Below are 26,343 nucleotides of genomic sequence, written 5' to 3' on the forward strand. Positions count from 1 at the left end.
TCAGCCGCGGTAATAGCGCTGTGGGAAAAAGGCGCTACTGCGCACCGATACCGGAATTTGCCTGCCGCGAACATCGGCAAACAGCGCGTCTCCGCCATCCAGCACGACGGCATCAATATAGGCCATCGCGATAGGTCCACCTGTAGAAGGCCCAAAGCCGCCGCTGCATACTTCGCCAACCGCTTTTCCTTGCCCATTCACAATGACACTGTGCTCCCGCACCGGCGCGCGGCCATCAATATCCAGCAGTACCCGACGCTGGGGAACACCCCTGCTCAACTGCTCCTCAACTGCCGCCGAACCAATGTAACCGCCGGCCCTGTCTCCACCGGGGCGGCGGCACTTCTGAATCGCCCACATCAAGTTCGCTTCAACGGGACTGCGCTGACTGTCCATATCGTGGCCGTAGAGACACAAGCCAGCCTCCAGCCTCAAGGAGTCGCGCGCACCCAAGCCGATCGCCTCCACTTCGGGCTCCGCAAGCAGGCATCTGGCTAGTGCCTCGGCCTGATCACTGGCCACCGAAATTTCAAAACCGTCCTCGCCGGTGTACCCCGAACAACTCAACCAGCAATCACTGTTGCCGACAGACGCATAGGCCGTATCCATAAAACGCATTTCAGCAGTAGCGGGCGCAAGACGGCTCAACACCTCGCGTGCTTTGGGGCCCTGCAACGCCAGCAATGCGCGATCCTCCAACAATTCCAACTCGATGGAATCCGGCAGGTGCTTACGCAGCCAGGCGGCGTCGTCATATTTACAGGCGGCATTGACGACCAGCATGAAATCCTCGCCACGATTGGCCATCATCAAATCGTCCAGAATTCCGCCTTGCTCGTTCAGTAACATGCCGTAGCGCTGGCGAGATTCTGCAAGCCCCAATACATCTTGCGGCAGGATAGCTTCCAAAGCCGCCGCGATATTGTCCCCGCTCAGGCGAATCTGTCCCATGTGTGATACGTCAAACAGGCCTGCGGCATCGCGCGTGTGAAGGTGTTCTTTCTTCACCCCGAGAGGATACTGAACCGGCATCTCGTAACCGGCAAAAGGTACCATCTTGGCACCGAGTTCCAGATGCAGCTTGTACAGCGCAGTGCGCTTGAGAGAGGCGTCGCTCAATGGTTTTCTCCAGGATGATTGGCCTGAGTCCTTCAGGCAAAGCGGAACAAACGGTCAAAATTCTGGCTGGTCTGCGCGGCGACTTCGCTGAAGGACATACCTTTCAGCTCGGCAACGCACTCCGCCACTTCTCGAACATATTTGGGTTCGTTCTTTTTACCGCGGTAAGGCACGGGCGCCAGGTAGGGAGAATCGGTTTCCACAAGCATGCGCTCCACCGGAACGCGCTTCACCACCTCACGCAAGTCTGCCGCATTTTTAAATGTGATGATGCCCGAGAAGGAGATGTAGTAGCCCATGTCCAGAGCCGCACTGGCCATCTCCCAAGACTCGGTAAAACAATGCAGGACCCCCGCCACCGAGGGATCACCATGCTCGCGTATCAGTTGCAAGGTGTCCTCCCGAGCATCGCGAGTGTGCACAATCACCGGCTTACCCGTAAGCGCCGAGGCGCGGAGATGGTTGGCGAAGCTGCGTTTCTGCGCCTCGCTTTTCTCGGCGCTATAGTAGTAGTCCAGTCCCGTTTCACCGATAGCAATGACCTTCGGCTGATCGGCTAATGCGACAAGCTGCTCCACCTCGCAGAGCTCTTCGCTGATATCCAACGGATGTATGCCTACCGAGGCATAGATATTGTCAAAACGCCGGGCTATGTCCACAACCGCCGGGGCATTCCCCAGATCAATGCCAATACACAGCATACGATCAACCCCACGCTCAGCGGCGGCGGCGACGGCCGCCGCAAGATCGCCGTCGTAAGGTTTCAAATCGATACGATCAAGATGGCAATGACTATCTACCAGCATGGGACGCAAAATTCCTTATGTGCAAAATACGGCGACCATTACATCCATGGCCGCCCAGGTCTGTTACATGGTGTGGGTAGGTTTTTCGGATTCCAGAATACCAGCGAGATACGCTTCAATTTTCTGATTGGCGGTGCGGTCCTCGCCAATGAACTGAACGCCAATACCGGCCGCCCGATTGCTTTGCGCTCCTCGTGGCGTGATCCAAACAACGCGGCCAGCAACGGGGATTTTTTCCGGCTCATCCATCAATGTCAGCAGCATAAACACCTCGTCACCAACCTGATACTGCTTCGTTGTCGGGACAAATAAGCCGCCATCGCGAACAAAAGGCATGTAGGCCGCATAAAGTACCGCTTTATCGCGGATGGTCAGCGATAAAATGCCGTTGCGCGCGCCCTGAGGTCCACTCATCAATACAGCTCCACCTCGTCAACAACCAGTCTGAGAACCCATTTCGTACTCACTATATCAAATATGCCATCTGCTACACATGACTGCGCAGCATTGACTGCCAGTCGAGCAGCAACTTTTCCAGAAGTAAGCGTTTGTTCAGGGCCGCACCGCGCAACAGCTTCGCTCTCACGCTCAACACCTCATCCATGAAGCCATGCAGCCGCCCGTCAGGCAATACAGCAAAAGGCAACCAGATGTCGGTTGTCATCGGCTGCCCCGCACTTTTATGCCGAATCAAGGACGACAGGCGTCGCAACCACCAATCGAGCAGCTCAATACTGTCCTGCTCTTGCCACTCTTCCGCGAGCGCTACCGCGTCCTTCCTGCCGGCTACCAGCGCTGCCAGCGCCTCATCCTGGCGCTGCCACTGCGCCAGGCCGTCAGCCTCGAACAACTGCAGTGCCGCAAGCGGACGCCCGCCACTCTCATCCAACAAGCGCTCGGCGCTGTCACCGCCCCCAAGCTGCGTTTCCAGCCAAGTCAGTGCCTGTTCCCGCACAGGCAAGGGGAAATTCATTTGCATACAGCGCGAGCGTATCGTCGGAAGCAGCTGACTGGGCGAATGGCTGAGCAGAATCAGCACGGTGTCCCCGGCGGGCTCTTCCAGGGTTTTCAACACCGCATTAGCCGTATACGCATTCATGGCTTCCGCCGGGTGTATGAGGGCCAGTTTTCTGCCGCCATCGCGGTGGGCACTTTGTGCGGTGAATTGCTGAAGACTGCGAACCTGATCGATACCGATCTGCCGCTTACCTTCCTCTGGTGTCAGCTCGCGTAGATCCGGGTGCGAGCCGCTCGCATGCAGCTGGCAGGCTTGGCAAGCCCCGCAGGCCTGAAACCCTTTGGGTTGCTCACACAACAATGTAGCCAGCAATGCGCGCGCAAAGCGCAACTTGCCAATACCGGGTGCGCCGCCAATAAGCAGTGCATGCGGCAGGCGCTGTTCTTCGTGGAGCTGGGCGAGCTGCTGCCACTGAATGGCATGCCAAGCGTAACTGATCATCGGCTCAGCCATCGGCTTGGCCCAGCCAAGGCATTAGTACATCACGGATGTCGGCCTGCACATCGCTCAGCGATTGCGATGCATCAATAATGCGATAGCGATCGGGATCAGCCTGCGCCTGATCAATATATCCCTGCCGCACGCGCTCAAAAAAACTCATCTGTTCTTGTTCGAAGCGATCCAGCTCTCCTCGTTCACTGGCCCGAGACATGCCAATCTCGACGGGAGCATCCAATAACAAGGTCATATCCGGCTGCAGGTCACGATGCACCAACGCTCTAAGCTGAGCGATCGCGGACAACGATAAACCGCGCCCGGCTCCCTGATAGGCAACGGTAGCGTCCGTAAAACGGTCACACAGCACCCATGTACCCGCGGCCAGCGCTGGACGAATGGTTCTGGCAAGGTGTTGTGCCCTAGCGGCGAACACCAAGAGCAGCTCGCTCAACTCATCCATATGCTCGTCACGCGGCGTGAGTAGCAACTGGCGAATTTCTTCGGCCAGGGGTGTGCCACCCGGCTCGCGAGTCTGAATAAAGTCGACACCGGCCTCAGTAAGCAAATCGACAATAAAAGCCATATTGCTGGACTTACCAACGCCCTCGCCCCCTTCCAGCGTGATAAAACGTCCTTTATTCATTGGCCTGCCCCCTTAGGAGCTGGACTGGACCGATAGTCCTGCCGTCGACGAAGCTGGTACTGACGAACGGCAGCCTCATGTTCAGCCAGCGTTTCGGAAAAATAATGGCTGCCATCACCCTTGGCGACAAAAAACAGGCTGCTGCCCGGTTCTGGCTGCAGGGCAGCATGAATGGCTTCGCGCCCGGCCAGCGCAATCGGCGTAGGCGGCAGGCCGTTAATACGATAGGTGTTGTAGGGATTACTGTCGTCGCGCAGGTCGCGGCTACGAATATTCCCCTGATACGCGTCACCCATACCATAAATAATGGTGGGATCCGTCTGTAGACGCATACCCTTTTGCAAGCGGCGAATGAACACGCCGGCAATTTCACCACGCTCGCCGGGAACACCAGTTTCCTTTTCTATAATAGAGGCCAGAATCAGCGCCTCGTAAGGCGTTGCCAGTGGGAGATTTGGCTGTCGCTTTTCCCACTCGTCCATCAGCACTGACTCCATACGCTGGTAGGCGCGCCGCAACAGTAATGACGGCTCGTCACCTCGATGAAAATCATAGGTATCCGGAAAGAAGAGCCCCTCAGGGTGTTTGGCCAACGGCGCTTCAATACCCAACTGCGCCCATAGTTCCGGCCCTGCCACCAACGTTTCGTCTGCTAACATGGGGCTGCCTTTCAGTTGCGACAATAACTGCTTAACAGTCCATCCCTCGACGAAGGTGAAATGGTGCCGCACCACTTCCCCGTTTCGCATCATCGCCAACCATTGCCCCACGGTTGTGCCAGCGTGAACCTGGTATTCCCCAGCCCTCACCTCAGCCATGGAGGGTACTATCCGTGCCGCAATTTTGAGCACGCCCGGCTGCGCTATCCAGCCCCGTTCAGCCGCCTGATTGACCATGGTCGAAAAGCCCGTACCTCTCTCCAACAACATGACGGCACTGTCTCCCTCAATCTGCAAACGCCGATCGAAATAATGGTCGACGTAGCCGACCAGAAGCACGCCGGCAATAATGACCGGAAACAGCAGCGCGGCAATAATTCTGACTAATCTAAGCATGAAACTGCGAATCAAACTCCCGTTGCAATGTCCGGCATAACTCACCGACCGGAAGGGACACACAGCCCACCGCCGTCACCGGCCAAATACCGAACACGCTGTTGCAGACAAACACTTCGTCGGCCTTGGGCAAAGCACTGGGACCCAGCCGCCCCTCGCGACAGTCGACGCCATGGCCACTCGCCCACTCGATAATTTTCTTGCGCATAATACCCGCGACACCACTGCGTGCCAGTGATGGCGTCATCAGCGCTCCGTCTTTGACCACGAACAGATTACTTCGCGTTCCCTCGACGAGGCAGCCAGAACCATCCAACATCAGCCCCTCGTCGCAGCCACTGCGCGCTAATTCCGCAGCCGCAAGGACCTGCTCCAGGCGGTTGCAGTGCTTTATGCCAGCCAGCGCAGGGTTCTCTGCCAGCCGCGTCTGGCAGAGCATTAGCCGTGCCCCCGTAGCCCAACAGGTATTACCGGGGAGCGGCCACAGCGACAACAAGCGCTCGGCTTCCCGCTCAGCACCGAAGTACCCACGCCCGCCGGCACGGCGATAACACTGGATTTTTAGCACCGTTGGCGCAACGACATCCACCAGGATTTCAGCGATCTCTCGGTGAAGCGCCGGGATGTCGATCCACAGCCCCAGACGCGCCGCCCCTTGAGCAAGACGCTGGAGATGCTCATCTATCCAGAGAACCCCATTGGCATCCACCCTCAGGGTTTCAAAAACACCGTCGCCGTAGGCGGTTGCGCGATTGTTTGGCAAGGCAGATGTACAGGGACGACCATTTAGCAGGGCGCTCAATGCGAGACTCCACAGGCCTTCGACAAGACTCGATCAGTCATCAAGCTTTGCAAACAGCAAGCTGCCATTGGTGCCGCCAAAGCCGAAGGAGTTGGACATGCTATAGCGGATGTCACGAGGCTGCGCATTGTTGGGCACATAGTTCAAATGACAACCGTCATCCGGATCATCGAGATTAATCGTCGGCGGCGCCACCTGATCGCGAATCGCCAACACCGAGAAAATAGCCTCGACCGCACCCGCAGCCCCCAGCAGGTGTCCAACCATGGACTTCGTCGAACTCACAGCCACCTGACTGGCAGCACTTCCCATCAACTGCTCTATCGCTCGACTTTCCGCAACATCCCCCGCCACCGTCGAGGTACCGTGAGCATTGATATAGTCAAGCTTGTCCGCACTCAAGGCGGCATCATTGAGGGCAGCACGCATAGCAGCCAGTGCGCCACGACCATCTTCCGGTGGCGACGTCATGTGGAAGGCATCACAGCTCATCCCGAAGCCCTGCAGTTCCGCATAGATTCGCGCGCCACGCCGGCGAGCAGATTCCAGCTCCTCAAGCACCAGCATGCCAGCGCCATCCCCCAGCACAAATCCATCGCGGCCTTTATCCCAGGGACGGCTTGCCGCCTGAGGGTCATCGTTGCGTGTGGACATCGCACGCGCCGCGGCAAAGCCACCCAGGCCCACGGGGGTGGTGGCCATTTCCGCGCCACCAACCAACATGGCATCGGCATCGCCGTAGGCAATCATCCGGGCGGCCATGCCGATATTGTGGGTGCCCGTCGTGCAGGCAGTGGTAATCGCTATGCTCGGTCCCTGCAGGTTATGGCGAATGGCCATCAAACCCGCCACCATGTTGATAATGGCACCAGGCACGGTAAATGGTGACAGCTTGCGGGGACCGCTTTTCTCAATAATCATGCGGCTGTTTTCAATCAATCCGATACCGCCAATACCCGAGCCAATAGCCGTACCAAAGCGCGGCGCATTTTCCTCGGTGATTGTAACTCCAGCATCAGCTAACGCTTGTTCCGCTGCAGCAATCCCGTAGTGTATGAAGGGGTCAAAACGCTTGGCTTCCTTTGCCGACATATACTCATCGACGCTGAAATCCTTAATCGACGCGCCAATCTGCGTCGAAAAGGCTGACACATCAAAGCTGTCGAGAACACCAACACCACTGCGCCCATCCAGTATGTTCTTCCAGCTCTCATCCATTGAATTGCCGAGTGGGCTGACCATCCCCATACCCGTCACGACGACTCTACGCTTTGACATGTTTTCCTCCAGAATCACTCTTCACCGCCTATACGGTGGATGGCGCGTCAACAGACCGCCAGTACCGGGCGCAATACTATCTCAAAGCGCCACCAACATAATAATCAGGCATAAAAAAAGCCGCTCTATATGCTATAGAAACGGCTTTTTCGTGACGGCTTTCGCCGTACAGAAAACTTACTGCAGGTTTTCTTTGATGTAATCGATAGCCAGCTTCACGGTAGTGATTTTCTCGGCTTCTTCATCAGGAATCTCAGTTTCGAATTCCTCTTCGAGGGCCATTACCAGCTCAACGGTATCCAGAGAATCTGCGCCCAGATCTTCTACAAAAGAGGCAGACTCCTGAACGTCGTCTTCCTTAACACCGAGTTGCTCTGCCACAATTTTCTTGACGCGTTCTTCAATGCTACTCATGGTCGTAAATGACTCCTAATTGATTTTAAGTTTGGAGCGCCCAACTTCAACCAACGCGGTCGAAGAAGAGGTCGTTCATCGAATACGTGTTGTATACCGCTCAGCACTTGCCGCTAATTCTACCTCGACTGCCGAGCCTTGTGCATAGCAAAATCTGAAAAATTCAACATTTCCGGACAGAAAGCTCTATTTTTCAGATGTTTACGCCATATACATCCCGCCATTCACATGAATGGTTTCACCTGTAATGTAGCCACCGGCATCACCAGCGAGAAAGGCCACCACCGACGCAATCTCTTCAGGCTCACCCAGGCGCTGCAAGGGAATTTGCCCCTTAAGAGCATCGCGCTGCTCGTCAGGCAATTTTTTAGTCATATCGGTATCGATAAAGCCCGGCGCCACGCTGTTTACTGTTATGCCACGCGAACCAATTTCCCGTGCCAAAGCGCGGGTAAATCCATCCATACCGGCTTTCGCCGCAGCATAGTTGGCCTGCCCCGCGTTCCCCATAGAACCCACAACAGAGCTGATATTGATGATTCTTCCCCAGCGGGCTTTGGTCATGCCACGCAGTGATGCCTTGGCGATGCGGTAAAGAGAGTTGAGATTGGTGTCGATGACATCGAACCACTCGTCCTCTTTCATACGCATCATAATGTTGTCCTTGGTAATACCGGCGTTATTGACCAGCACGGTTACCGGACCATACTGTTCTGCAATCGCCTTCAGCACCGCGTCAACCGACTCAGAAGACGACACATCCAGCGCCATTCCTGTACCCGCCACACCATGCTCGGCAAAGCGCTCGCTAATCGCCTGCGCACCTGATTCAGACGTTGCCGTTCCCACGACGGTCATCCCCGCCTTGCCCAACTCAAGGGCGATCGCTTTACCAATTCCCCGGCTGGCACCCGTGACCAGTGCAACTTTTTCGCTCATAGCTAAATCCTTATTCCTTATTGACTGCGAACTTACTGAGAAACGGCTGCCAGCGCCGCATCGAGAGTCTCCGGACTGTCGACGTTCAGGCATGTCAGCGACTTCTGAATCCGTTTATTGAGGCCACTCAACACCTTACCCGGCCCACATTCGAGCGTGCATTCCACCCCTACTTCAGTCATCGCCTCAACGCAGCTCACCCACTTCACGGCGCTGTATATCTGCTCGGTAAGCAGGGCCTTAATTTTTGCAGGGTCGCTTTCAGTCTGTGCATGCACATTGTGGACCACGGGAATGACAGGTGGGTTAACGGTCAACTCCGCCAGCGCTTGTTCGAGCTTTTCACCTGCAGGCCGCATCAATGAGGTATGGAAAGGTGCACTGACCGGCAACAGCATGGCCCGCTTGGCACCGGCTTCCTTGAGCTTTTCAATCGTTGCCTCAACCGCTGCAGTGTGCCCCGCAATAACCACCTGACCCGGAGAGTTATAGTTTACCGCTTCAACCACGCCCTCGGCGGCTGCACAAATTTCTTCGATTTGCGCATCCTCCAACCCCAGAACTGCGGCCATCGCCCCTTCTCCCACTGGCACAGCCGTTTGCATGAACTGCCCGCGGGCCCGCACCAACTTGACCGCATCAGCAAAGTCGAGCGCACCAGCGCAAACCAGTGCGGAGAATTCACCCAAGCTGTGCCCAGCCATAATTGTCGGCTGCAAGCCGCCCTGTGCCTGCCAAAGGCGCCAAACGGCCACACTGGAAGTGAGCAGAACGGGCTGGGTAGTCTCGGTCATGTTCAGCTGAGACTGCTCGCCCTGCTGAACCAGCTCCCACATGTCATAACCCAAAGCCTCAGAGGCTTCGGCAAATGTTTGCTTCACGCTGGAATAGGCCTCTCCGAGCTCAGCCAGCATGCCCACTTTCTGTGAACCCTGACCGGGAAAAACAAACGCCAGTTTTTGTGCTTCCATCTGTCGCTAATCCTTTTATTTAATCAGTGAGTAGTAATGTCTTATGTCGGCAGGACCGGCATGTCCCGCAATTGATGGGCAATCCGCGCAGGCAATTCCTGCTTCATGGCTTTACTTGTGTGCCGGATTGCGGCCAGAAAACCCTTTGCATCGCTGCCACCATGGCTTTTCACTACCAGCCCCCGCAAGCCGAGCAACACCGCGCCGTTGTAATAACGGGGGTCATGACGGCGTTGAAAGCGGTTAATCACCGGCAATAGCAGCAGGGAAATGAGGCGGCCGCGCCAAGTACTGAGCAACTCTTCACGCAATGTGCGCCCGATATAGGATGCCGTTCCTTCGCTGACTTTCAGTGCGATATTTCCCACAAAACCATCGCAGACGACAACATCCACCCTGGCACTAAAAATATCACCACCCTCTATAAACCCAATGTAATTGAGCGCGGCATCGCCTTCCAGCATCTGCGCCGTCTCCTGCAATACCGGCGTTCCTTTGATCAGCTCTTCACCGATGTTCAGCAGGCCCAGGCGCGGCGACTCAAGGCCATCTATTGACGATGCCAGCGCACTGCCCATCACGGCAAACTGCCGAAGCTCTTCGGCTCCGCACTGTACATTGGCGCCCAAGTCAAGCATATAGGTGTGGTGATTGTCAGCGGGAATAGCAGCGCAGATTGCGGGCCGCCTCACACCTTCCAATCGCTGAACGATAATACAGCTCATTGCCACTAGCGCGCCGGTGTTGCCGGCACTCAGCACGCCTCCTACTTTGCCATCTCTCAATAATTCAAGGGCCACAGCCATTGAAGACTGAGGTCGCGAGCGCAATGCCTGAGCAGGTTTTTCATCCATCGGCACCACGTCAGGGGCGTGATGAACCGTAAGGCGCGGGGAATCAAAGCGCGCTTTCTCAAGCTGCTGCCGGATTGCAGGCTCGTCGCCAACCAGGGTGATATGAAGTTGTGAATTCTCGTTCAGCGCGAGAATAGAGGCAGGGATAGTTGAGCGGAGACCGACGTCTCCGCCCATTGCATCAACAGCGAGTCGCAGTGATGCCACGCAAAAGTCAGTCGTCTTTACCAGCGACTACTTTACGGCCACGGAAGAAACCGTCCGCAGTAACATTGTGACGCAGGTGCTTCTCTCCGCTAGTCTGATCAACAGACAGCGCTGCGCTGGACAGTGCATCGTGAGACCGACGCATACCGCGACGAGAACGGGTCTTTTTGCTTTTCTGAACAGCCATGGCTCAACAATTCCTCTTTACTTAATCTCGGGGCTTTAACGACCCCAGCACAGAAAACGGTGACTCACCCTTTTCTTCACTTCCGGCGCCTTCCGGCGCGGGGTAATCGACAGGTGCATCGGCTGCACATTCACGCTTATCATGGTAGTTGACGAACGGCGTGCTGATAATTAATTCATCCTGCAGCAGTTCATCCAGCTCAAGCAATTCTTCTCCCAGAATCACCGGATCCAGTGATTTTGGCAGCGCCTTGGCTTGCTCTTCGGTCCAGACAATCGCCAATGCAAACTCTGCAACTATCTCGACTGGCATCGGCTGAAGGCAGCGCTGACAGAACACATCAACACTTGCTACCGCTTTGCCATCGATACGGTAAAACCCCTGCTCTTCACGATACAAACGAATATCGACCGTCACTTCACCTCGATCCGAGGCTAGCCCGGCCGCAAAACGCGGCAATGTACTCACACTTGCCTGAGCACGAATATTCGCAGTGGTTGCGCATAACTTCCGCGCATCAATCTGCTTGGGCAGGGGCTGGTTTTGCATAAGCGCGCAATCATAGGGATTTGCCCCCACGATGTCAAAGCAAAAAGCTGTATTTTTAAGCGCTTAGGCCACGCATTCCGGGCATCAGGAGAATTTTGATAAAGTAGCCCAATTCACAGCAAGGAAAAACCATGACCACCCCCTTTCCCACCCTCATTCTCGCTTCTGCCTCCCCTTACAGGAAACAACTGCTGGAGCGACTGGGTTTGGACATTGAGTGTCACCCGGCCAATGTAGACGAAAGCCCTCTGCCGAATGAAACACCCCACCAGCTCGCGGGCCGCCTTGCCTCCAACAAGGCAAGAACCGTTGGCGCGCAACATGAAGAAGCGTGGATAATCGGCAGCGACCAGGTGGCAGAATTGGACGGCTGCGCACTGGGCAAACCAGGCAACGCAACAAAAGCCGCCGAGCAGCTGCGCAACTGCTCCGGCAAAACCGTTGTTTTCCATACAGGACTCAGCCTGTTTCGCCACAGCGACGCGCGGGAACACCACTGCGTAGAGCGCTATGCCGTCACCTTTCGCCCCCTGAGCGACGAACAGATAGAGCGATACGTTACCGCTGAACCGGCTTTTGACTGCGCAGGCAGTTTCAAAATGGAAGGACTCGGGATTAGCCTGTTCAGCGCATTAAGCGGCCGCGACCCCAACAACCTCATCGGCCTGCCACTCATCCGGCTTATCAACTTTCTTAATAAAGAAGGCTATACCTTACCTTGATCGCGACGCCTCAAGGTATGCCACCAGCTCAGCAAACTGATCCACCACCCGCAGAGGCGACCAGCGAAGCAAGCGCTCCGGCGCATGCGCTCCATAACTGACACCAATGGATGGCATACCAACCTTGCTGGCCATTTCCAGATCGTACTCCGTATCACCCACCATCAATGCCTCATGTGGCGACACCGAGAACTGGCCGCACAACTCCTGCAACATCAGCGGATGTGGCTTGGACGCTGTTTCATCAGCACAGCGACTGCCTGCAAACAGCGCCGCCTCTGGCAAATAGGAAAACACACGATTCAACCCCTTGCGGCTTTTCCCAGTGGCAACACAGAGTGTGTGCCCGGCCGCATGCAACCTCACCAAGCCGTCGCCAACCCCCGCAAAAAATGAGCAGGGTATCTGATCCGCCTCAACAAACTGCCGGGAATAGGCTGCTCGCATCAGCTCCACCCCTGCCAGCCCCAGCTCAGGATAAAGCTGGCCGATCGCCACGCCGAGCTCAAGCCCGATAATATTGTGGATTGCTTCCGCCTCAAGGGGCTCCAACTGCCGCTCGATAGCGGCGGCGCGCATACAGCGCACAATTTTGTCCGCTGAGTCCATCAGCGTGCCATCCCAGTCAAAAATCAGCAGCATCTGCGCCCTTCTCCTCCAAAATGGCTTGCAAATCTGCCGGAAGCGGCGCGGTCACCGAAATTTTTCGCCCACCCAACTCAAATGACAACGAGTGGGCATGCAAAAATAGGCGGCGAAGCCCCCTATCTCGAAAACGCCGGTTCAACTCGTCATCACCGTATTTCTCATCACCAAGAATCGGGTAACCCGCATACTGACAATGCACACGAATTTGATGGGTTCGCCCAGTAATCGGCTTGGCCTCTACCAGCGTCGCCCCGGGAATACGCTCAATTACACGGTACTCGGTCAACGACGGCTTACCTTCCAGACCCGCACGCACCATACGCTCACCGGATTGCAGCACATTCTTCTGCACGCGCACATTAACCTGCTGCTTACGGACTGGCCAACTTCCCGCCACCAGCGCCAGATAGCGCTTATCAACCGCATGCCTTTTCTGAAGAAGAGAATGTAACTCTTTGAGAACTGAGCGCTTCTTAGAAACCATTACACAGCCAGACGTATCTCGATCAAGGCGATGCACCAACTCCAGGTGGCGCTCTTGCGGATACAGCTGCCGCAGCGACTCTATTAGGCCCAGCGAAACACCGCTGCCACCGTGAACAGCCAAGCCAGAGGGCTTATTGATAACCATCAAGCCAGCATCTTCGTACAGCACGGCGTCGCGAATCTCTTCGCCCAAGCCCTTGGGCACCGGCGCCTCCTCACGAACCGCCAGACGCACAGGAGGAATACGCAACACATCTCCCGCAACAAGCTTGTACGCAGGCTTGGCTCGAGACTTGTTAACCCGCACCTCTCCTCGCCGCAAAATGTTATAAATCTTTGACTTAGGGACGCCTTTTAACTCCCTCATCAAGAAATTATCCAATCGCTGACCGGCGAAATCTGCACTAACGGTTACAAAGCGAACGGCGGGGTTGACCACTCCGTCTGACGTCACGTAATACCTCGGTAAATCATTGAGACAACTACTGAATCCTGTTATATTCGCCCGGTAGCGGTCGGGTCCGGTTCCCGCCACAGCAAGGGCTGTGCAGCGAGGGAAAACCGCCGACTCCTACCAGAGGCTGACACTGCCAACATTTTTGGCTTCGCCTCTCGACGTGAACAAGTAGCGTACCGGCGGCATTCTAGCGTAGTGCCGGTACATAAAACATTGTGCCGCTGAGATTTGTCGGCACCGCAGATGTGATAGAACTCTGTTAAAGCGAAAACCAACGAAGACGTTATCGATATCCGGCGCTTATACCCTGCGCCTGCCGTATTAGACGGACGAACGAATTGACCGCAGCCACTGCGCGCGGAATTGAATGCGGCGACGACATTGCCGCCTCACGATGAGAACGCTGGCCGACTCGGCCCCGGTGCCCATAAGGCCCAATCGACTCATTGAACGCTAATAGATGCTCAATCACATGAGCGGCCCGGCAAGTCCCAGCTTTTGGGATTTTCTAGCTCATGAAAAGAATGCTTATTAACGCAACTCAGCCAGAGGAGTTGCGTGTTGCCCTCGTTGACGGGCAGCGGCTGTACGATCTGGATATTGAAAACCGCACCCGTGTCCAGAAAAAGGCCAACGTCTACAAAGGGAAAATCACCCGCGTAGAACCCAGTCTGGAAGCGGCTTTTGTCGACTTCGGCGCCGAGCGCCACGGTTTCCTCCCCCTCAAAGAAATCTCCAAGGAATACTTCTACCAACACCCCTCTGATGTTTCCGGTCGCGCCAAGATCAAAGATCTGGTCAAGGAAGGCACGGAAGTCATCGTACAAGTAGAAAAAGAGGAACGCGGCAATAAAGGCGCAGCGCTGACCACGTTTATCAGCCTCGCTGGTCGCTACATGGTACTGATGCCCAACAACCCGCGTGCGGGCGGAATCTCCCGCCGCATTGAGGGTGAAGAGCGCGCCGCTCTGCGCGACGCACTGAACAGCATTAATATTCCCGAGAGCATGGGCGTCATCGTGCGCACCGCCGGCATCGGCCGCAGCTCAGAAGAACTGCAGTGGGATCTCGACTACCTCCTCCACCTCTGGTCAGCTATCCAGCAGGCTGCCGAGGAACGTAAAGCTCCAGTCCTTATCCTGCAGGAAAGCAATGTCATTATCCGCGCAATCCGAGACTACCTACGCGACGATATTGACCAAGTGTTGATTGACTCTGAGGAGTCCTACAACGAAGCCATGCACTTCGTGGAACAGGTCATGCCGCACTTTAAAAATAAAGTGCGCCTGTATCAGGACCAGGTTCCGCTGTTCAACCGCTACCAGATCGAATCGCAGATCGAATCGGCCTTCCAGCGCGAAGTTCAGCTTCCCAGCGGTGGCTCCATTGTTATCGACCCCACCGAGGCTCTAGTCTCTATCGATATCAACTCCGCCCGCGCCACTAAAGGCGGCGATATCGAAGAGACCGCCCTGCAAACCAACCTTGAAGCTGCTGACGAGATTGCTCGCCAGTTACGCTTGCGCGACATTGGCGGCCTGATCGTTGTCGACTTTATTGACATGATGGCAGCCAAAAATCAGCGCGAGGTGGAAAATCGCGTCCGTGAGGCCATGTCCAGCGATCGCGCCCGCGTGCAAACCGGTCGCATTTCCCGCTTTGGCCTGCTGGAAATGTCCCGCCAGCGACTGCGCCCTTCTCTTGGAGAAACCAGCGCCAAGGTCTGCCCCCGCTGCAGCGGGCAAGGCACTATTCGCGATACCAAGTCGCTGGCCCTGTCTATTCTTCGCCTTGTCGAGGAAGAGGCCAACAAAGAGAAAAGTGCTGAGATTCGTGCCGTAGTCCCCGTCAATGTCGGCTCCTACTTGCTTAACGAAAAACGCACCGCAATCTATGCAATTGAGCAGCGCAGCAATGTTCGCGTCGTGGTCATTCCTGCGCCACACCTCGACACGCCTCACTTCGAAGTTGTCCGTCTGCGGGAGAGCGACATCGAAGGCGATGCAGAAATCAGCTACAAAATCGCTGCTGAGGTTGAAGCGGCTGAAGAAGAGCTGAGCAAGATCGAAGACACTCCAGCAGCGGCTCCCGCGGCTGTTGTGCGCACCCTGGCGCCCAAAACGCCGGCCCCTGCTCCCACAGCGGCCAGCACTGATGCGAGCGACGACAAAAAAGCCAAGGCTGATTCCGCTAACGCGAAAGCAACGCCTGACGGTTTCTTTGCAAAACTCGCAAAAGGGATCGCCGCACTCTTTAAAACCGAAGAGCCTGAGCCGGAGCCAGAACCCGCGCCGCGTCGCAACAATAACAACCGCAACCGGAACAATAACGGCAATCGCAACAACCGTAACAACAACGGCAATCGCAATCGCAATAATCGCAACCGCAATAACCGCCCCGCTCAGAACGCTGACGGAGAGGAAAAGGCGGGCGATAAAAATGCCAATCGTGAGAAACGCAGCGACAACCGCAGTGAAAAGCCCGCCGAAAATCGCAATGGTGAGCGTCGTAATAACCGCAATAATCGCAATCGCAACAACGATCGCAATGCCGACAAGGCAAATGCGGCGAAAGAAACCGAGCGCAATGAAAGTAACAACGCTGACGACAACAGCGACAAGCGCAACAGTGACAACGCCAATCGCCCGAAGCGTCGCGGTAATCGCAAGCCCCGTGGCCCGCAGGAGCGCAAGCGCAGCACGGTTCCCAGCGAGGAGCTTTCTGACGACGCACGCAACAGCATCGTAAGCGAAGCGGGTAACGAAGAGCCCAAAGCGGAAGCAACTCAGCAACAGGCCCCGCAAACCGACGTCAGTGCCGAGAAGCGGCCTGAGACTCCGGTCGCCAACGAAACGACCACGGAAACGCCGGCTCAAGCCGACGAGGCTGCTACTACCCCGCAACAGGAAAATGTCGATACAGCAGCGACCGCCAAGGAGCCTGCGAGCGAGACAGCAGACACGGACAGCACAGAAGTCCCTGTAACTGAGCAAATCTCTACAACTGAGGCCGCTTCCGAAAAACCGCCGGCTGTCACAGAGACTACTCAGGCGGAAACGGTACAAGCCGAGCAGGAAGAAAGCGCACCAGCGGAAGCCGTACCGGACATCGATTCGACTCAAAATGCTGAGGCGAAGGCCGCAGAGCCTGCGTCCAACGCGCAAGAAACGTCAGAGCCTGCGTCCACTGAACCAGCAGCCGTCGCCGAGCCAGAAGCACCGGCCAAGAAAGCGACCACCCCGCAGCTTGAGGTGGCTAAGCCTCCCGTCAGCGTGGCCAAACCGAAGGGCCGCGCCGCCAACGACCCTCGCGTGTCGCCGAGCCCGGTAGAGGCTGTAGAAATTACCACCGGCACACCGACACCACCGGCGCTCGACCCAACACTTACCGCTCAGCCCGACCCGAATCGCCCGACGCTTCCGAGAGCGGCGAACGATCCCCGCAACAGCTGAAGCGAAACACCAACAAGCCCGGCCTAGCGCCGGGCTTTTTATTTTCAGCGCCTCTCCCCCTGCGCAAAAAATCGCCACACCGGGCTGATTTATAAGTCTTTTTTAGCAAGATGCTTGTTTCAGAAACAAACCTAGGTATAATCTCGGGCTTCTCCGGAGGGGTGGCTGAGTGGTCGAAAGCACCGGTCTTGAAAACCGGCGACGGGCGACCGTCCCAGGGTTCGAATCCCTGCCCCTCCGCCATTTAAACCCGCGTCATACGGGGCTTTCCGAGACTGGCAGTTTGGAATGGGACGATTTTGGGACCGTTCTGGGACTGACGAAGTGGGAAGGCAGGCCGAATTACCGGCCTTTCTGCTTGTGACTCCGGGGCTTTGTTATTCTTCCTGCCCAGTAAACCCCAACTTGGCGTTGGCCAGTTGCGAGAAGTTGATCGGCTGGTCTTCCTGAATGAATTTGCCGTAGTGCTTCCGGATCATGGCTTCTGACGTGTGGCCCACCTGCGCAATAATCCAGTTGATGGGCATGCCCACCGTTAGCATCTGGCTGATGAAGGTGTGGCGGCACTGGCTTGGCCCCCGGTAGCGAACCCCAGCCGCCTCCAGGTGATTGGTCCACCAATATTCCCGGTAACTCTTAATGTGGATGAACGGCTCGCCGGTACCGGTGCTTACCCATACCGGCCGGAATTTCACTTTGCGGATAGTGCGGTTATCCCGGTCGGTCATCTCAACCGTGATCGGCTCCAGGTCGCCGGTGATCGCTTTCTGTCGTCGCAACGCGTCAACAGCCGGCTTCAACAGTTCCACCGTGCGCTTTGAACGCCGCGTCTTGGTCGCCTTGTACTGCCCTTCAACCACGCCCATTTCATACCGGGCAATACCGGCGTCGAGGTCGATATAATCCCAGCTCATCGCAATCAGCTCTGCGGTGCGCGGGCCGGACCACAGCCAAAACTCCGTCATGTTGCGCTCAGATTCACGCTCAGTGGGCGTATTGAGAATCAGGTTAATTTCCCGGCGCGTGAACACATCCGGATCTTCCGAGTCAGGCAACGCCACCCGGATCGGCTTTGTGGGATTGTAGTGAACGCGGTGGCGGGTGCCGTAAAGGTCAAACACCTGAGACATTATCTGCAGAATCTCCTTGATGCTTTTGCTGGCAAGCGAGTCAAGGGACGCACTGATCCATTTCTCTATGTCGATGGTGTCGATATCCTCCACCAGCCGGTGGCCCCACTGGGGGCGAATATAGCCTCTTCCCCAGCGCTGGTAATTCTCCAGCGTCAGTGCCGCCACCTTGCGGGCTTTGATCTCATAGAAAATATCCAGGTAGTGCCCGAAAGTGTTTTGCTTCAACCGCGGCGAATTGGGAAATCGGCTGGCATAGTCAAAAATGCCCTGCCGAATCTCATGCTTAATGGTGGCCACCAGGCCCTCAGCATACGCCTTGTTTTGATCCGTGGGCGGCAGGTTCAATGGCTCCCGGCATTTATCCCCCTTGTAGTAAAAATAAACCCGCAGCATCCCACCGTGGACTTCCCAACCCTTCGCCATTACTATCGCCCTAACTGATCATTGTCAGCGGTGAAGATCATTCATCGCGTATCGATGTTCAAGAAAATGGAATCACAGTAAAAAAACAGGGAATCCAAGCATGAAAAAAACCGTAATCACCTTCCTTTCCGTTATTGTTTTCGCCTCTGGATGTGCCAAGTCTGTGCCTAAATGCAGTGACAGCAGAGTGACCGATCTGGTTGCAGAAATTGCTGATCGTGAGATGAAGAATCAGATCGGTGAAGCCGATGCCAGCGGCTTTAAATACACAGTCGGAGCGATAAGAACTACAGCTACGAATGAACAAACTGGGGCTCACGAATGCGCCGCAGAACTTGGCATTAATCATGAGCCAACCGGCGATTCTAGCGACTTGCAAATAACCTACACCGTTGAAGTGACTGATGACGGAAACGACTTTTACGTCAACGTCTTTGGTCTTTGAGTAACATGGCGGCGCCAACCTGGCCGCCGCCAACCAATCCCGCAAAATTAGCAAAGTCTTTCTCTGAAATGCGGGAGTCTGACCTTTGCCCCCTCTTGAGCGCTTAAAGCCCTCACCGCCGTTATCTGACAAACCCACTGGAAATAGCACCGTGGGCTATTACAAACCAACGACACCTCGGTATTGCAGCGCGTCTGCTTTTTAAAGCGGGTGATAACCGCCGGTGAGGTGCACTGTGGGCAAGTGAACACATCCCGATTGATGCTGATATTGGCCTTGCTCATGGCAGCACCTCCAGCACCATCTGCTGAGGTTCTTTGCCCAGCAACGGCAGCTCTGGCATTGGCCAGGCAGCCAGGCGGCAATAGTGCTGCAGGGTAATCCAGGTCTGCTTGTACACCATCGCATCCCGGCAGACAGCCAGTTTATCGGTCAGCCGCTCAATCTCCCGGATGTAGCCATTCCTCTCCTTGTCGCTGATGTTAACTGGCCCGGCGAAATGCCACACAAACTCGGCCACCGCCACCTTCATCGCCTGGGCTTTTGGCTGACCGGACTCCATCACCAACAGCAAAAACCCAATGGGGTGATACACCTTGGTGTCGTAATTTTTGCCGTCAGTTGACATCAACTTGATGTCAACTGAGTAATGATTGATGTGCAAATTTCGGTCTAAGATATTGTTGATGCACCTGCGCGGCTCGGCATATTCCAGCCACTCACCGATCGCGGTTTTGGTGGCATGAGGAATGCCATCGATAAATACGGCCTGAGTCAGTTCGATCTGGCCCCAGTGAAAGGGCATGGGGGTATGTTGAGTCATTATGCCGCCTCCCCTACTACCGCGCTTTGCTGGGTTTTGGCTTCCCAGCGCCACACATTCATTTGCACCCGGTGCAGGTTGGTGAGCATGGCCTTTTTGTCCAGCTCGCCCTCCGGCATGAGGTCGGCCTGGCGGCCCAGGCACCACAGCAGCGCTTTCAGTTGCTTGCTCAGGTAACAGTAAGGCGTCAGTTGCAGAACGGCGCGCACCTCGTCGATATGGTGGGCCATCACATTGGGAAGATCGCTGTTGTCGATCAGGCGCTCATTGACCGAGTCAATAGCGCTGTCCAGGGCTACATGCAGGTAGAGAAAAGCCGATGCCAAACAGCTTACGCTCAGGCCGGGAATGGAAAGTAAGGATGGTTCGCGCTCAGTCGATACCAAACTGGTATCAGTTGGGGTCAATTTGACCCCAACTGAATCCTCGGTGAGGTCAGTCGCAGAAGGTTCAACCGATATCAGATTGATATCGACTGAATGGTCAACCGCCGTCAAATTGACGGCAGTTGACCTCAGGCTGAGGTCAACTGAAGCGGGTTCAAGCGGAGTCAGATTGACTTCAGTTGACGTCAGATTGACGGCAACTGAGCCTTGCTCGCGGACAGTATCCAGGTGATCTGCGTTGAATCCGGACGGATTTTGGGTAGGGTTTTTCATGGCAGTAGCCTCTTGCTGAGTCAGAGAACCGCCACCATTAACGCCAATTAATAGGGTGGCGGGCGTCACAGGGTTGGCGTTACCGGGCAAGAGAACCGGCGCGACCGAAGTCGCCCCCATGACACCCGCCATAAACTGCGGGCACAAAAAAAGCGCTTCGGATGAGCGCCATTGCGCTCTTGCTCGAATCGGGACGCCAATCCCGGCTGCGGATTTTGCCGCAACGGGGATAGTGTATGGATAATTATTTAGAATTGTCAAATTGCATGCTGTTGAACCAATGTTTGACAATCGTATCCAAACGGATACACTAGCCGCATGTACACAATAAAGCGCCTGGATGAATTCGACGACTGGCTTAACGGCCTGAAAGACAGTACAACTCGACTGCGTTTGTCTCGTCGCTTGGAAAAAGCCTCTAGGGGCTTGTTGGGTGACACCAGCTCCGTGGGCGACGGCGTTTTTGAAATGCGCGAGTTCTTTGGCCCCGGTTGGCGAATGTACTTTGTAGAGCGCGGCGAAACACTGATTGTAATGCTCGGCGGTGGAGATAAATCGAGCCAACAGGCCGATATCGACGCCGCTAAAAAACTGGCTGAACAGCTGGAGGATTGAACCATGAATGACAAAATTAAAGTAAGCGACCTGGCTGAATTTGATATGGCCGAACAGCTTCGCAGCGAAGAGGATATTGCAGAATACCTTTCGATGGTTCTGGAAGACGGGGATACCAACGAGCTGATCCGAGCTGTCGGCTATGTTGCCAAAGCTCGTGGAATGACTCAGATCGCCCAGGCCAGCGGCCTCGGACGTGAAAGTTTGTATAAAGCATTGCGAGTCGGCGCTAAACCACAATTTGAAACCATCAGTAAGGTATTGGGGGCGATGGGCGTTGGCCTTAAAGTCGTTGCCACACCTATAGCAAAGCAGGACAACCACGCTGTAGCGCATTGACGCCCCCCTCCCTGCTTCGAGTGATAGTCTCACCCAAAGCAGGGACCACTGACCTTCTCGCATACGCACCAAGCACCTACTCCCCGAACCCGAGCTGGGTTACCACAGGAATATCCAGGCCATAGGCCGCGTTGGCTTTCTCAATAGCGACCTGCCTGAGCTTGGGATTTTTAATACCATCGATTTTGGCGAGCACGTTAACAATGCTGGAACCATTTCCGGCTTTTACGGCGATGCCCTGAGTTTCATAGGCATGGAGCGCGCCGTCCCATTCCTCATGTTTAGATTTAAGCCACTCTGCAGATTCCAGATTGCCCTGAGCATTGATATTTCGGGGACTTAATGTGTTCAAAAACGAAGTGACACGGTCTAATCGGATAAGATATTGCTCTCTTTCAACAGGTTTCTCGTCCATTTGGGGGTACCGGGGTACCCCCAAAGTCATCCCAAACCGCTCGGTCAGATATGAGTCGTTAAGCAATTTTGTCTTTTGCCTTTTCCACTGGATACCGATCTGATCGCATATCGGTTTAAGGGGCACTCGGTCATGCCCATCTTCGCATTTCACCACCGGCAATATTGCATCGCCGAAGCCGATTGAAATATGGATACGTTCGTTTTTCATGGTTCACCTCGCTTGATAACGGGAATAGCTTTTACAAATCTTCTGAAACATCGCCGCCGCCTCGGGTTTGTGGTCCAGTTCGGCGCGGCTTTCTATGCCGCAGGCATCCAGAAAGAAGTCGCGGGCGTCTTCTTCGGTGTGGGTGCCGTCAGCAATATAGATTGGGTATTTCGCATTGCGCTTGCGGTCGAGCCACAGCCGGAACTCGGCGGACTGGCATAGCATTGCAGCACGTCGTGAAAGTGCCCCGCCCTTCTTGCCCCCGCAAGCTCCCTCTGTTTGCATGGTCATGCCCCTGTTGTGGTCAGTGGGCACCGGGGAGTTGCCGCTCTCCGGTGCCACCTTCGTTAAATGGCGGAGAGGTGCTTGCGCCGGTCAGTCATGGTGTCAGGTGCTTGTTTCTGGGCCTGTTTGCGCTGGTAAATCTCCTCACGGTCCACGCCCACATCCTTTTCAGCAACAATGCCAAGCCGCACCTGGTTGCCCTTCACGCCCAGCACAGTCACTTCGACCAGCTTGCCGTTGTCGTCGCAGATCAGGGTCTCGCCTATCCGTCGGGTTAAGATCAACATGGTGGTTCTCCTTCCTTAGTTTTGGGCCACTAAAACGTGACCACGTAGGTGAGCCCTGCGGCAAACAGCCAATAGAGCCCTTTTCTCCAGTCGCCACCCATCAGGTAGGGCGCGGCAGCGCCCAGTTGCAACACCATCATGGCGGCGGGTAACAGTTTCTCAGCGGTCATGGGTGGCACCTGCCGGCAGGTGCGGACGTTTGGCAAAGCCGGTGCGGTCATAGATAGCTTTCCATTCGCTGAGCGGCTTGGCAGCGCGCACAATCAGCTTGTTAGACTCATCTTCACGGTGCACTTGCAGCAACACATCCAATAGCGCTATGGCCAGTGCATTGCCACCGGCTACCAGCTCCTCATAGCTGGCCATGCCGGGGTCTTCGGTAAATTCGCTCACGCGGGTCTCTCCTTGTTTTCAAATATCCAGCAGCGCACCGACTTCCCCTCGGTGCCGTTCAGGTGAATGGCAGAATTAACCACCTTGGTATCGAGGTATTTGTGACGGCGGCTGCCTTTAAGCAGGCGCTTCAGATCGGTCATGGGCGGCACCTGCTGGCGGTGCTCCACGGCGCGCTCCACAAAGTGGTTCAGGTTGATGGCGATTCGATCTTTATTTTTGCTGTGGTTGAGCTTGGGATCGTTGTCGCCACCATTCAAAAATTCGTATTGCTCCCAAAATTCCTGCACTACCGGATGATCAGCACTAATCGCCTTCTGGCGCTCCACGGCCATATTCAGCAGCTCCCGCTGGGTCGCCTTCACCTGCTCTTTGCTGAGGGGCAACACCAGCGCCAAGGCACTTACCAGGGCACACAGTTGCCCGTGGTTCTTCGCAATCCGCACGTTCTTAATGCCGGGCTGGGCCATCAGGCGCTGCTCAAATTCGGGGGTTTTTTCGGAAATCAGAGCCATAATCTCGGCCTCTTTTTTTACCGACTCGAGCACAAAGCTGCTCACATGCTCCAAGGGCATGTGCTCCAGCTCATGGGCCATCCGCTTGCTGTCGTCGTTGTGCGCAGCGCGGGTAAAGCGCAGGTGCACAATCCGCTGCAGCACCGCCTCACTGGCCTGTACAGCAGCGTTCTGGCTGATGGCAACCGCGCCACGAAACGGCGGCTCATAGGTCTCGTTGCCACTGTTCTTCATGCCTCGGCTGCGCACCGACCGCCCGTTGTAAGCCGTTTTCAGCTCGTCCCAGTCAAACTTTTTGCCGTGGGCGGTATCTTCGTCGCGGTCGCCCTCAATCAGCACCACCGGCATATTGGACACCTGCCCCATATTCCGCGCACGGGCGGCTGCCGTAGACTTGCTGGGGTCAAAACCTTCGTAATCGCGCCGACCAAAGGTCTTCCACAAAAACTCAATGAGGGTGGTTTTACCCGCGCCGGGCTCGCCGATGATTTCGCAAAAGGGATAGCTTTTTTGGGTATCGCGGATCTGCTCGGCAAATAAAGCACCAAACCAGAAGGCCAGCGCCACCAGGCCCTTTTCGCCAAAACACACATGAATGTGGTGCACCCAGTCGGTGCGGTAGTTGTCGGCGTTTTTCGCAATCGCCAGGTGCACGGATTGGTTCAGGCTCTTGATCGCCAGTTTGCCCGCGTCGAAATAGTCCTCATCGTTGATGCCGATCAGGCGACCATCTTTGACCGCCACATCGTTGTAAACGTAAATGCCAAACTCTTTGCTGTAGCCCAAAAAGTCGATGGTATTGACGGTCTTAATATTGAAAAGCTGGTCCTTGGCAATCGTGTCCAGCTGCTGACTGGTGCCGGTAAACACACTGCCCGCCGCGACCGATAGCAGGCGCTTTTTAAACTCACTGGCACTGGAAAGCTGCCCCCCGGTAAAGGTGTTTTTAACGGCTGGCCCACCGTGGGGAAAGGTAATACGGGCGTAATACCAGCTCTCATCGGTGATGGTATTGGCCTGAAAATACAAAAACTGGAAATGGCAATTGGCGATCTCGCAAATCGTGTTGCTCAGCTCCAGCGCCTTGTCGCGCATTTCCCGCTCAGTCATCCCTTCGTCGGCATCGCTCAGGCTGTTATAGGCCTTGTTGAACTTGTCCAGGTTGAGCGCAAACCAGTACACCCGGCTGCGAAACTCAAAATTGAACTCCTGCCGCTGGTGGTGGTTGTACATCAGCAGGGCTTTTTCGCTGGCACTGGCGGCAATCAGTAGGCTGCCGTGGTAGCGATACCGCGCCATATCCTTCTCGGTAAGGCGGGCCTGCATGTGCAGGTCGTTCCAGTCGTCTTTGCCCTTGCTGTTTTGGGGAATGGTCACGGCGGTAGACCGCTCGTTGGTTTCAGCCAGGCGAGTATGGTGGCGCAGGGTCCACTTACGCCCTGCCGCGTCGCCATCCAGCGCCCACACCCAGCGCACGTCTTTATGCTTGTGCTCGTCAAAAAACGCCGAGGGGAAATTGGTGCAACCTAATATGGCGCAGGCTTTGTAACCGTTCAGGTAAAGGGCGATCGCATCCAGAATACCCTCAACAATAAACACCTCGTTGCCGTGGGCGATTTCCTGCCCCGGGGGGAACCAGGCCAAGCCCTTATAATCGCCCTTGAATGAGGCCTTGCGCTTCTTCTTCTCGCCGTTGTCGTTAACCCACAGCTCTTCAACGAAGCGGTCAAAGTAGATGCCATCGGCAATCATAAAGCGCACCGTGGCCGTGCCCGACTGCTTGCCGATCACGTTGGGGCTCCACCATCGGTCCTGCTCATACCAGCCCGCAATGCGGGTAATATCAAATCCCCTCGCCTGCATTAAGTACGCGTCGGCGGTGGCTCGGGGGTTATCGTCCGTGGGCTGGTAGCGCTCGTTGAATTTCTCAAACGCATCGGGGTACAGCTCTTTAATGTGCCCTGACCAGGCGCAGTTATTTTCCCGGCCGCAGCGAATCACCCAAGGGCTTTCCGCTTTGGTGTACAGCTCCTTCTTGCCGCAGCTGGGGCAAACACCGGAGCGCAGCCAGCCGCTGCGCTCCTTGAACTGATAATCCCGCAGCAGGCGCTGGGTGATATCGTTATGTACCGCTGGGATCATGGTTGCCCCTTAGTACAGTTCGATTTGTTCGGAGATAAGGTCTTTGTTGGTCACCACTTCCTCACTGTGGCTTATGGATCTATGGATTTTCTCCAGAGACACCCGCTCGAAATACGGTTCAAGATCTGAATCCGCAAAAATCTCCACCAATTCCTCCATAGCGCCGCAGCTCACATTGGCGTGGCGTTCAATGGTTTCAAGTCGATCACGGATCAGGTTGTAGTCAGGGTGGCTGTCATCCAACTCATCGCGTTCGTCAAGCACTTTCAGAACAGCGTTGTGGGCGGAGCTATAGGGCTCGGTGAGCCACAAATGGGTTTCCAGTTCGTCAATGGTGATGTTGTTCAACATCGCGTCATTCATGATGCTTTCTCCGTTTTGGTCACTGCTTCCCACGCCGTAGCGCCGTTGTAGTCATCGCCGCCGGTGGCGACCCATTCATTGCCCTGTTCATCAACGAGAATTGAACCGGGCATGGCGGTGTGCGGGTCGCGCACCTTATCCATCCAGCCGCAGGCCTCGCCGTTGAAAATGTGGATAACGCCGCCCGTCAGGCTCAGGTCTCGGCAGCGCTCTTTCCGGTAACGGTCAGCAATTTGCTTATTGGTTTTCAT

At 55.6% G+C, this 26,343-nt stretch carries 32 protein-coding genes and 1 tRNA gene; 6 read left to right on the plus strand and 27 right to left on the minus strand.

The features are described from left to right. From gcvT to G411_RS0100675, 14 genes are all read right to left on the minus strand, one after another. Positions 1–1,119: a glycine cleavage system aminomethyltransferase GcvT gene (gene gcvT, locus G411_RS0100610; RefSeq protein ID WP_022957227.1), complete on the minus strand. Its 1,119-nt coding sequence runs from the start codon at positions 1,117–1,119 to the stop codon at positions 1–3. Positions 1,120–1,151: 32 nt separating this feature from the next. Further along, positions 1,152–1,925 carry a TatD family hydrolase gene (locus G411_RS0100615; protein WP_022957228.1) on the minus strand — a complete coding sequence of 258 codons (774 nt, stop codon included), beginning with the start codon at positions 1,923–1,925 and terminating at the stop codon, positions 1,152–1,154. 63 nt (positions 1,926–1,988) lie between these two features. Then, positions 1,989–2,339, minus strand: coding sequence for a PilZ domain-containing protein (locus G411_RS0100620; protein ID WP_022957229.1), 351 nt, complete (start codon positions 2,337–2,339; stop codon positions 1,989–1,991). Between the two features lie 73 nt (positions 2,340–2,412). Further along, positions 2,413–3,396: a DNA polymerase III subunit delta' gene (locus G411_RS0100625; RefSeq protein ID WP_022957230.1), complete on the minus strand. Its 984-nt coding sequence runs from the start codon at positions 3,394–3,396 to the stop codon at positions 2,413–2,415. Beyond that, complete coding sequence (gene tmk / locus G411_RS0100630; RefSeq protein WP_022957231.1) at positions 3,389–4,024, minus strand: dTMP kinase; 636 nt, start codon at positions 4,022–4,024, stop codon at positions 3,389–3,391. Before tmk ends, G411_RS0100625 begins: the two co-directional genes overlap by 8 nt. Further along, positions 4,021–5,079 carry an endolytic transglycosylase MltG gene (gene mltG / locus G411_RS0100635; protein WP_022957232.1) on the minus strand — a complete coding sequence of 353 codons (1,059 nt, stop codon included), beginning with the start codon at positions 5,077–5,079 and terminating at the stop codon, positions 4,021–4,023. Before mltG ends, tmk begins: the two co-directional genes overlap by 4 nt. After that, positions 5,072–5,881 (minus strand): aminodeoxychorismate lyase, encoded by an 810-nt coding sequence (gene pabC, locus G411_RS0100640; protein ID WP_022957233.1) that lies wholly within the window; start codon positions 5,879–5,881, stop codon positions 5,072–5,074. Before pabC ends, mltG begins: the two co-directional genes overlap by 8 nt. A gap of 33 nt (positions 5,882–5,914) precedes the next feature. Continuing rightward, positions 5,915–7,159 carry a beta-ketoacyl-ACP synthase II gene (gene fabF, locus G411_RS0100645; protein WP_028968018.1) on the minus strand — a complete coding sequence of 415 codons (1,245 nt, stop codon included), beginning with the start codon at positions 7,157–7,159 and terminating at the stop codon, positions 5,915–5,917. Positions 7,160–7,336: 177 nt separating this feature from the next. Beyond that, positions 7,337–7,573, minus strand: coding sequence for an acyl carrier protein (acpP, locus tag G411_RS0100650; RefSeq protein ID WP_022957235.1), 237 nt, complete (start codon positions 7,571–7,573; stop codon positions 7,337–7,339). A 201-nt stretch (positions 7,574–7,774) separates the two neighbouring features. Beyond that, positions 7,775–8,512, minus strand: coding sequence for a 3-oxoacyl-ACP reductase FabG (gene fabG, locus G411_RS0100655; RefSeq protein WP_022957236.1), 738 nt, complete (start codon positions 8,510–8,512; stop codon positions 7,775–7,777). Between the two features lie 32 nt (positions 8,513–8,544). Then, positions 8,545–9,483, minus strand: a complete 939-nt coding sequence (gene fabD / locus G411_RS0100660) for an ACP S-malonyltransferase (RefSeq protein WP_022957237.1) — start codon at positions 9,481–9,483, stop codon at positions 8,545–8,547. Between the two features lie 41 nt (positions 9,484–9,524). Further along, positions 9,525–10,544 (minus strand): phosphate acyltransferase PlsX, encoded by a 1,020-nt coding sequence (plsX, locus tag G411_RS0100665; protein WP_022957238.1) that lies wholly within the window; start codon positions 10,542–10,544, stop codon positions 9,525–9,527. Between the two features lie 7 nt (positions 10,545–10,551). Further along, complete coding sequence (gene rpmF, locus G411_RS0100670; protein ID WP_022957239.1) at positions 10,552–10,731, minus strand: 50S ribosomal protein L32; 180 nt, start codon at positions 10,729–10,731, stop codon at positions 10,552–10,554. Between the two features lie 21 nt (positions 10,732–10,752). After that, entirely contained in the window at positions 10,753–11,280 is a 528-nt protein-coding gene (locus G411_RS0100675; RefSeq protein WP_022957240.1) for a YceD family protein, read from the minus strand. Positions 11,281–11,411: 131 nt separating this feature from the next. Here G411_RS0100675 and G411_RS0100680 point away from each other — a divergent pair, with 131 nt between their 5' ends. After that, complete coding sequence (locus G411_RS0100680) at positions 11,412–12,002, plus strand: Maf family protein (protein ID WP_022957241.1); 591 nt, start codon at positions 11,412–11,414, stop codon at positions 12,000–12,002. Here G411_RS0100680 and G411_RS0100685 read toward each other — a convergent pair. Next, positions 11,994–12,644, minus strand: a complete 651-nt coding sequence (locus G411_RS0100685) for an HAD family hydrolase (protein WP_022957242.1) — start codon at positions 12,642–12,644, stop codon at positions 11,994–11,996. The genes G411_RS0100680 and G411_RS0100685 overlap by 9 nt on opposite strands. Further along, on the minus strand, positions 12,628–13,590 hold the full coding sequence (gene rluC, locus G411_RS0100690; protein ID WP_028968020.1) for a 23S rRNA pseudouridine(955/2504/2580) synthase RluC: 963 nt from the start codon (positions 13,588–13,590) through the stop codon (positions 12,628–12,630). The genes G411_RS0100685 and rluC overlap by 17 nt, the downstream gene beginning before the upstream one ends. Positions 13,591–14,108: 518 nt before the next feature. On the opposite strand from rluC, the gene rne reads away from it, so the two are divergent. Together rne and G411_RS0100700 are read left to right on the plus strand one after the other, a co-directional pair. Further along, the gene (rne, locus tag G411_RS0100695; protein ID WP_022957244.1) at positions 14,109–17,045 is read left to right on the plus strand and encodes a ribonuclease E; all 2,937 of its coding nucleotides are present in this window, start codon (positions 14,109–14,111) and stop codon (positions 17,043–17,045) included. Positions 17,046–17,200: 155 nt separating this feature from the next. Next, positions 17,201–17,288, plus strand: a tRNA-Ser gene (locus G411_RS0100700). A gap of 134 nt (positions 17,289–17,422) precedes the next feature. Here the strand turns inward: G411_RS0100700 and G411_RS0100705 are convergent. Next, positions 17,423–18,601 carry an Arm DNA-binding domain-containing protein gene (locus tag G411_RS0100705; protein WP_022957245.1) on the minus strand — a complete coding sequence of 393 codons (1,179 nt, stop codon included), beginning with the start codon at positions 18,599–18,601 and terminating at the stop codon, positions 17,423–17,425. Between the two features lie 100 nt (positions 18,602–18,701). On the opposite strand from G411_RS0100705, the gene G411_RS0100710 reads away from it, so the two are divergent. After that, positions 18,702–19,046 carry a hypothetical protein gene (locus tag G411_RS0100710; protein ID WP_022957246.1) on the plus strand — a complete coding sequence of 115 codons (345 nt, stop codon included), beginning with the start codon at positions 18,702–18,704 and terminating at the stop codon, positions 19,044–19,046. A gap of 280 nt (positions 19,047–19,326) precedes the next feature. Here G411_RS0100710 and G411_RS0100715 read toward each other — a convergent pair whose 3' ends face one another. Continuing rightward, the gene (locus tag G411_RS0100715; RefSeq protein ID WP_022957247.1) at positions 19,327–19,869 is read right to left on the minus strand and encodes a BRO-N domain-containing protein; all 543 of its coding nucleotides are present in this window, start codon (positions 19,867–19,869) and stop codon (positions 19,327–19,329) included. Beyond that, positions 19,869–20,819, minus strand: a complete 951-nt coding sequence (locus G411_RS0100720) for a hypothetical protein (protein ID WP_157581072.1) — start codon at positions 20,817–20,819, stop codon at positions 19,869–19,871. The genes G411_RS0100715 and G411_RS0100720 overlap by 1 nt, the downstream gene beginning before the upstream one ends. Positions 20,820–20,846: 27 nt before the next feature. On the opposite strand from G411_RS0100720, the gene G411_RS0100725 reads away from it, so the two are divergent. Together G411_RS0100725 and G411_RS0100730 are read left to right on the plus strand one after the other, a co-directional pair. Continuing rightward, the gene (locus G411_RS0100725) at positions 20,847–21,143 is read left to right on the plus strand and encodes a type II toxin-antitoxin system RelE/ParE family toxin (RefSeq protein ID WP_022957249.1); all 297 of its coding nucleotides are present in this window, start codon (positions 20,847–20,849) and stop codon (positions 21,141–21,143) included. Positions 21,144–21,146: 3 nt separating this feature from the next. After that, positions 21,147–21,482 carry an addiction module antidote protein gene (locus tag G411_RS0100730; RefSeq protein ID WP_022957250.1) on the plus strand — a complete coding sequence of 112 codons (336 nt, stop codon included), beginning with the start codon at positions 21,147–21,149 and terminating at the stop codon, positions 21,480–21,482. 76 nt (positions 21,483–21,558) lie between these two features. On the opposite strand, the gene G411_RS0100735 is transcribed toward G411_RS0100730, so the two are convergent. From G411_RS0100735 to G411_RS0100770, 8 genes are all read right to left on the minus strand, one after another. Next, the gene (locus tag G411_RS0100735; protein ID WP_028968021.1) at positions 21,559–22,107 is read right to left on the minus strand and encodes a phage antirepressor N-terminal domain-containing protein; all 549 of its coding nucleotides are present in this window, start codon (positions 22,105–22,107) and stop codon (positions 21,559–21,561) included. 3 nt (positions 22,108–22,110) lie between these two features. Further along, positions 22,111–22,392 carry a hypothetical protein gene (locus G411_RS0100740; RefSeq protein WP_028968022.1) on the minus strand — a complete coding sequence of 94 codons (282 nt, stop codon included), beginning with the start codon at positions 22,390–22,392 and terminating at the stop codon, positions 22,111–22,113. Between the two features lie 62 nt (positions 22,393–22,454). After that, the gene (csrA, locus tag G411_RS0100745) at positions 22,455–22,679 is read right to left on the minus strand and encodes a carbon storage regulator CsrA (protein WP_022957251.1); all 225 of its coding nucleotides are present in this window, start codon (positions 22,677–22,679) and stop codon (positions 22,455–22,457) included. 29 nt (positions 22,680–22,708) lie between these two features. Beyond that, positions 22,709–22,849, minus strand: coding sequence for a hypothetical protein (locus G411_RS22010; protein ID WP_022957252.1), 141 nt, complete (start codon positions 22,847–22,849; stop codon positions 22,709–22,711). Continuing rightward, positions 22,839–23,072 (minus strand): hypothetical protein, encoded by a 234-nt coding sequence (locus G411_RS0100755; protein ID WP_022957253.1) that lies wholly within the window; start codon positions 23,070–23,072, stop codon positions 22,839–22,841. Before G411_RS0100755 ends, G411_RS22010 begins: the two co-directional genes overlap by 11 nt. Next, a complete protein-coding gene (locus G411_RS0100760) occupies positions 23,069–25,729 on the minus strand; it encodes a toprim domain-containing protein (RefSeq protein ID WP_022957254.1) in 2,661 nt (886 codons plus the stop codon). Before G411_RS0100760 ends, G411_RS0100755 begins: the two co-directional genes overlap by 4 nt. 9 nt (positions 25,730–25,738) lie before the next feature. Then, on the minus strand, positions 25,739–26,092 hold the full coding sequence (locus G411_RS0100765) for a hypothetical protein (protein ID WP_022957255.1): 354 nt from the start codon (positions 26,090–26,092) through the stop codon (positions 25,739–25,741). After that, entirely contained in the window at positions 26,089–26,343 is a 255-nt protein-coding gene (locus G411_RS0100770) for a hypothetical protein (protein WP_022957256.1), read from the minus strand. The genes G411_RS0100765 and G411_RS0100770 overlap by 4 nt, the downstream gene beginning before the upstream one ends.

Source organism: Spongiibacter tropicus DSM 19543 (assembly GCF_000420325.1).
Taxonomy (GTDB): Bacteria; Pseudomonadota; Gammaproteobacteria; order Pseudomonadales; family Spongiibacteraceae; genus Spongiibacter; species Spongiibacter tropicus.

Coding starts and splice junctions, on each gene's coding strand:
- G411_RS0100615 (WP_022957228.1), bottom strand. CDS start 1,925: ATGCTGGTAGATAGTCATTGCCATCTTGATCGTATCGATTTGAAACCT.
- G411_RS0100620 (WP_022957229.1), bottom strand. CDS start 2,339: ATGAGTGGACCTCAGGGCGCGCGCAACGGCATTTTATCGCTGACCATC.
- G411_RS0100625 (WP_022957230.1), bottom strand. CDS start 3,396: ATGGCTGAGCCGATGATCAGTTACGCTTGGCATGCCATTCAGTGGCAG.
- tmk (WP_022957231.1), bottom strand. CDS start 4,024: ATGAATAAAGGACGTTTTATCACGCTGGAAGGGGGCGAGGGCGTTGGT.
- mltG (WP_022957232.1), bottom strand. CDS start 5,079: ATGCTTAGATTAGTCAGAATTATTGCCGCGCTGCTGTTTCCGGTCATT.
- fabF (WP_028968018.1), bottom strand. CDS start 7,159: ATGTCAAAGCGTAGAGTCGTCGTGACGGGTATGGGGATGGTCAGCCCA.
- acpP (WP_022957235.1), bottom strand. CDS start 7,573: ATGAGTAGCATTGAAGAACGCGTCAAGAAAATTGTGGCAGAGCAACTC.
- fabG (WP_022957236.1), bottom strand. CDS start 8,512: ATGAGCGAAAAAGTTGCACTGGTCACGGGTGCCAGCCGGGGAATTGGT.
- fabD (WP_022957237.1), bottom strand. CDS start 9,483: ATGGAAGCACAAAAACTGGCGTTTGTTTTTCCCGGTCAGGGTTCACAG.
- rpmF (WP_022957239.1), bottom strand. CDS start 10,731: ATGGCTGTTCAGAAAAGCAAAAAGACCCGTTCTCGTCGCGGTATGCGT.
- G411_RS0100675 (WP_022957240.1), bottom strand. CDS start 11,280: ATGCAAAACCAGCCCCTGCCCAAGCAGATTGATGCGCGGAAGTTATGC.
- G411_RS0100680 (WP_022957241.1), top strand. CDS start 11,412: ATGACCACCCCCTTTCCCACCCTCATTCTCGCTTCTGCCTCCCCTTAC.
- G411_RS0100685 (WP_022957242.1), bottom strand. CDS start 12,644: ATGCTGCTGATTTTTGACTGGGATGGCACGCTGATGGACTCAGCGGAC.
- rne (WP_022957244.1), top strand. CDS start 14,109: ATGAAAAGAATGCTTATTAACGCAACTCAGCCAGAGGAGTTGCGTGTT.
- G411_RS0100705 (WP_022957245.1), bottom strand. CDS start 18,601: ATGGCGAAGGGTTGGGAAGTCCACGGTGGGATGCTGCGGGTTTATTTT.
- G411_RS0100710 (WP_022957246.1), top strand. CDS start 18,702: ATGAAAAAAACCGTAATCACCTTCCTTTCCGTTATTGTTTTCGCCTCT.
- G411_RS0100715 (WP_022957247.1), bottom strand. CDS start 19,869: ATGACTCAACATACCCCCATGCCCTTTCACTGGGGCCAGATCGAACTG.
- G411_RS0100725 (WP_022957249.1), top strand. CDS start 20,847: ATGTACACAATAAAGCGCCTGGATGAATTCGACGACTGGCTTAACGGC.
- G411_RS0100730 (WP_022957250.1), top strand. CDS start 21,147: ATGAATGACAAAATTAAAGTAAGCGACCTGGCTGAATTTGATATGGCC.
- G411_RS0100735 (WP_028968021.1), bottom strand. CDS start 22,107: ATGAAAAACGAACGTATCCATATTTCAATCGGCTTCGGCGATGCAATA.
- G411_RS0100740 (WP_028968022.1), bottom strand. CDS start 22,392: ATGCAAACAGAGGGAGCTTGCGGGGGCAAGAAGGGCGGGGCACTTTCA.
- csrA (WP_022957251.1), bottom strand. CDS start 22,679: ATGTTGATCTTAACCCGACGGATAGGCGAGACCCTGATCTGCGACGAC.
- G411_RS22010 (WP_022957252.1), bottom strand. CDS start 22,849: ATGACCGCTGAGAAACTGTTACCCGCCGCCATGATGGTGTTGCAACTG.
- G411_RS0100760 (WP_022957254.1), bottom strand. CDS start 25,729: ATGATCCCAGCGGTACATAACGATATCACCCAGCGCCTGCTGCGGGAT.
- G411_RS0100765 (WP_022957255.1), bottom strand. CDS start 26,092: ATGAATGACGCGATGTTGAACAACATCACCATTGACGAACTGGAAACC.
- G411_RS0100770 (WP_022957256.1), bottom strand. CDS start 26,343: ATGAAAACCAATAAGCAAATTGCTGACCGTTACCGGAAAGAGCGCTGC.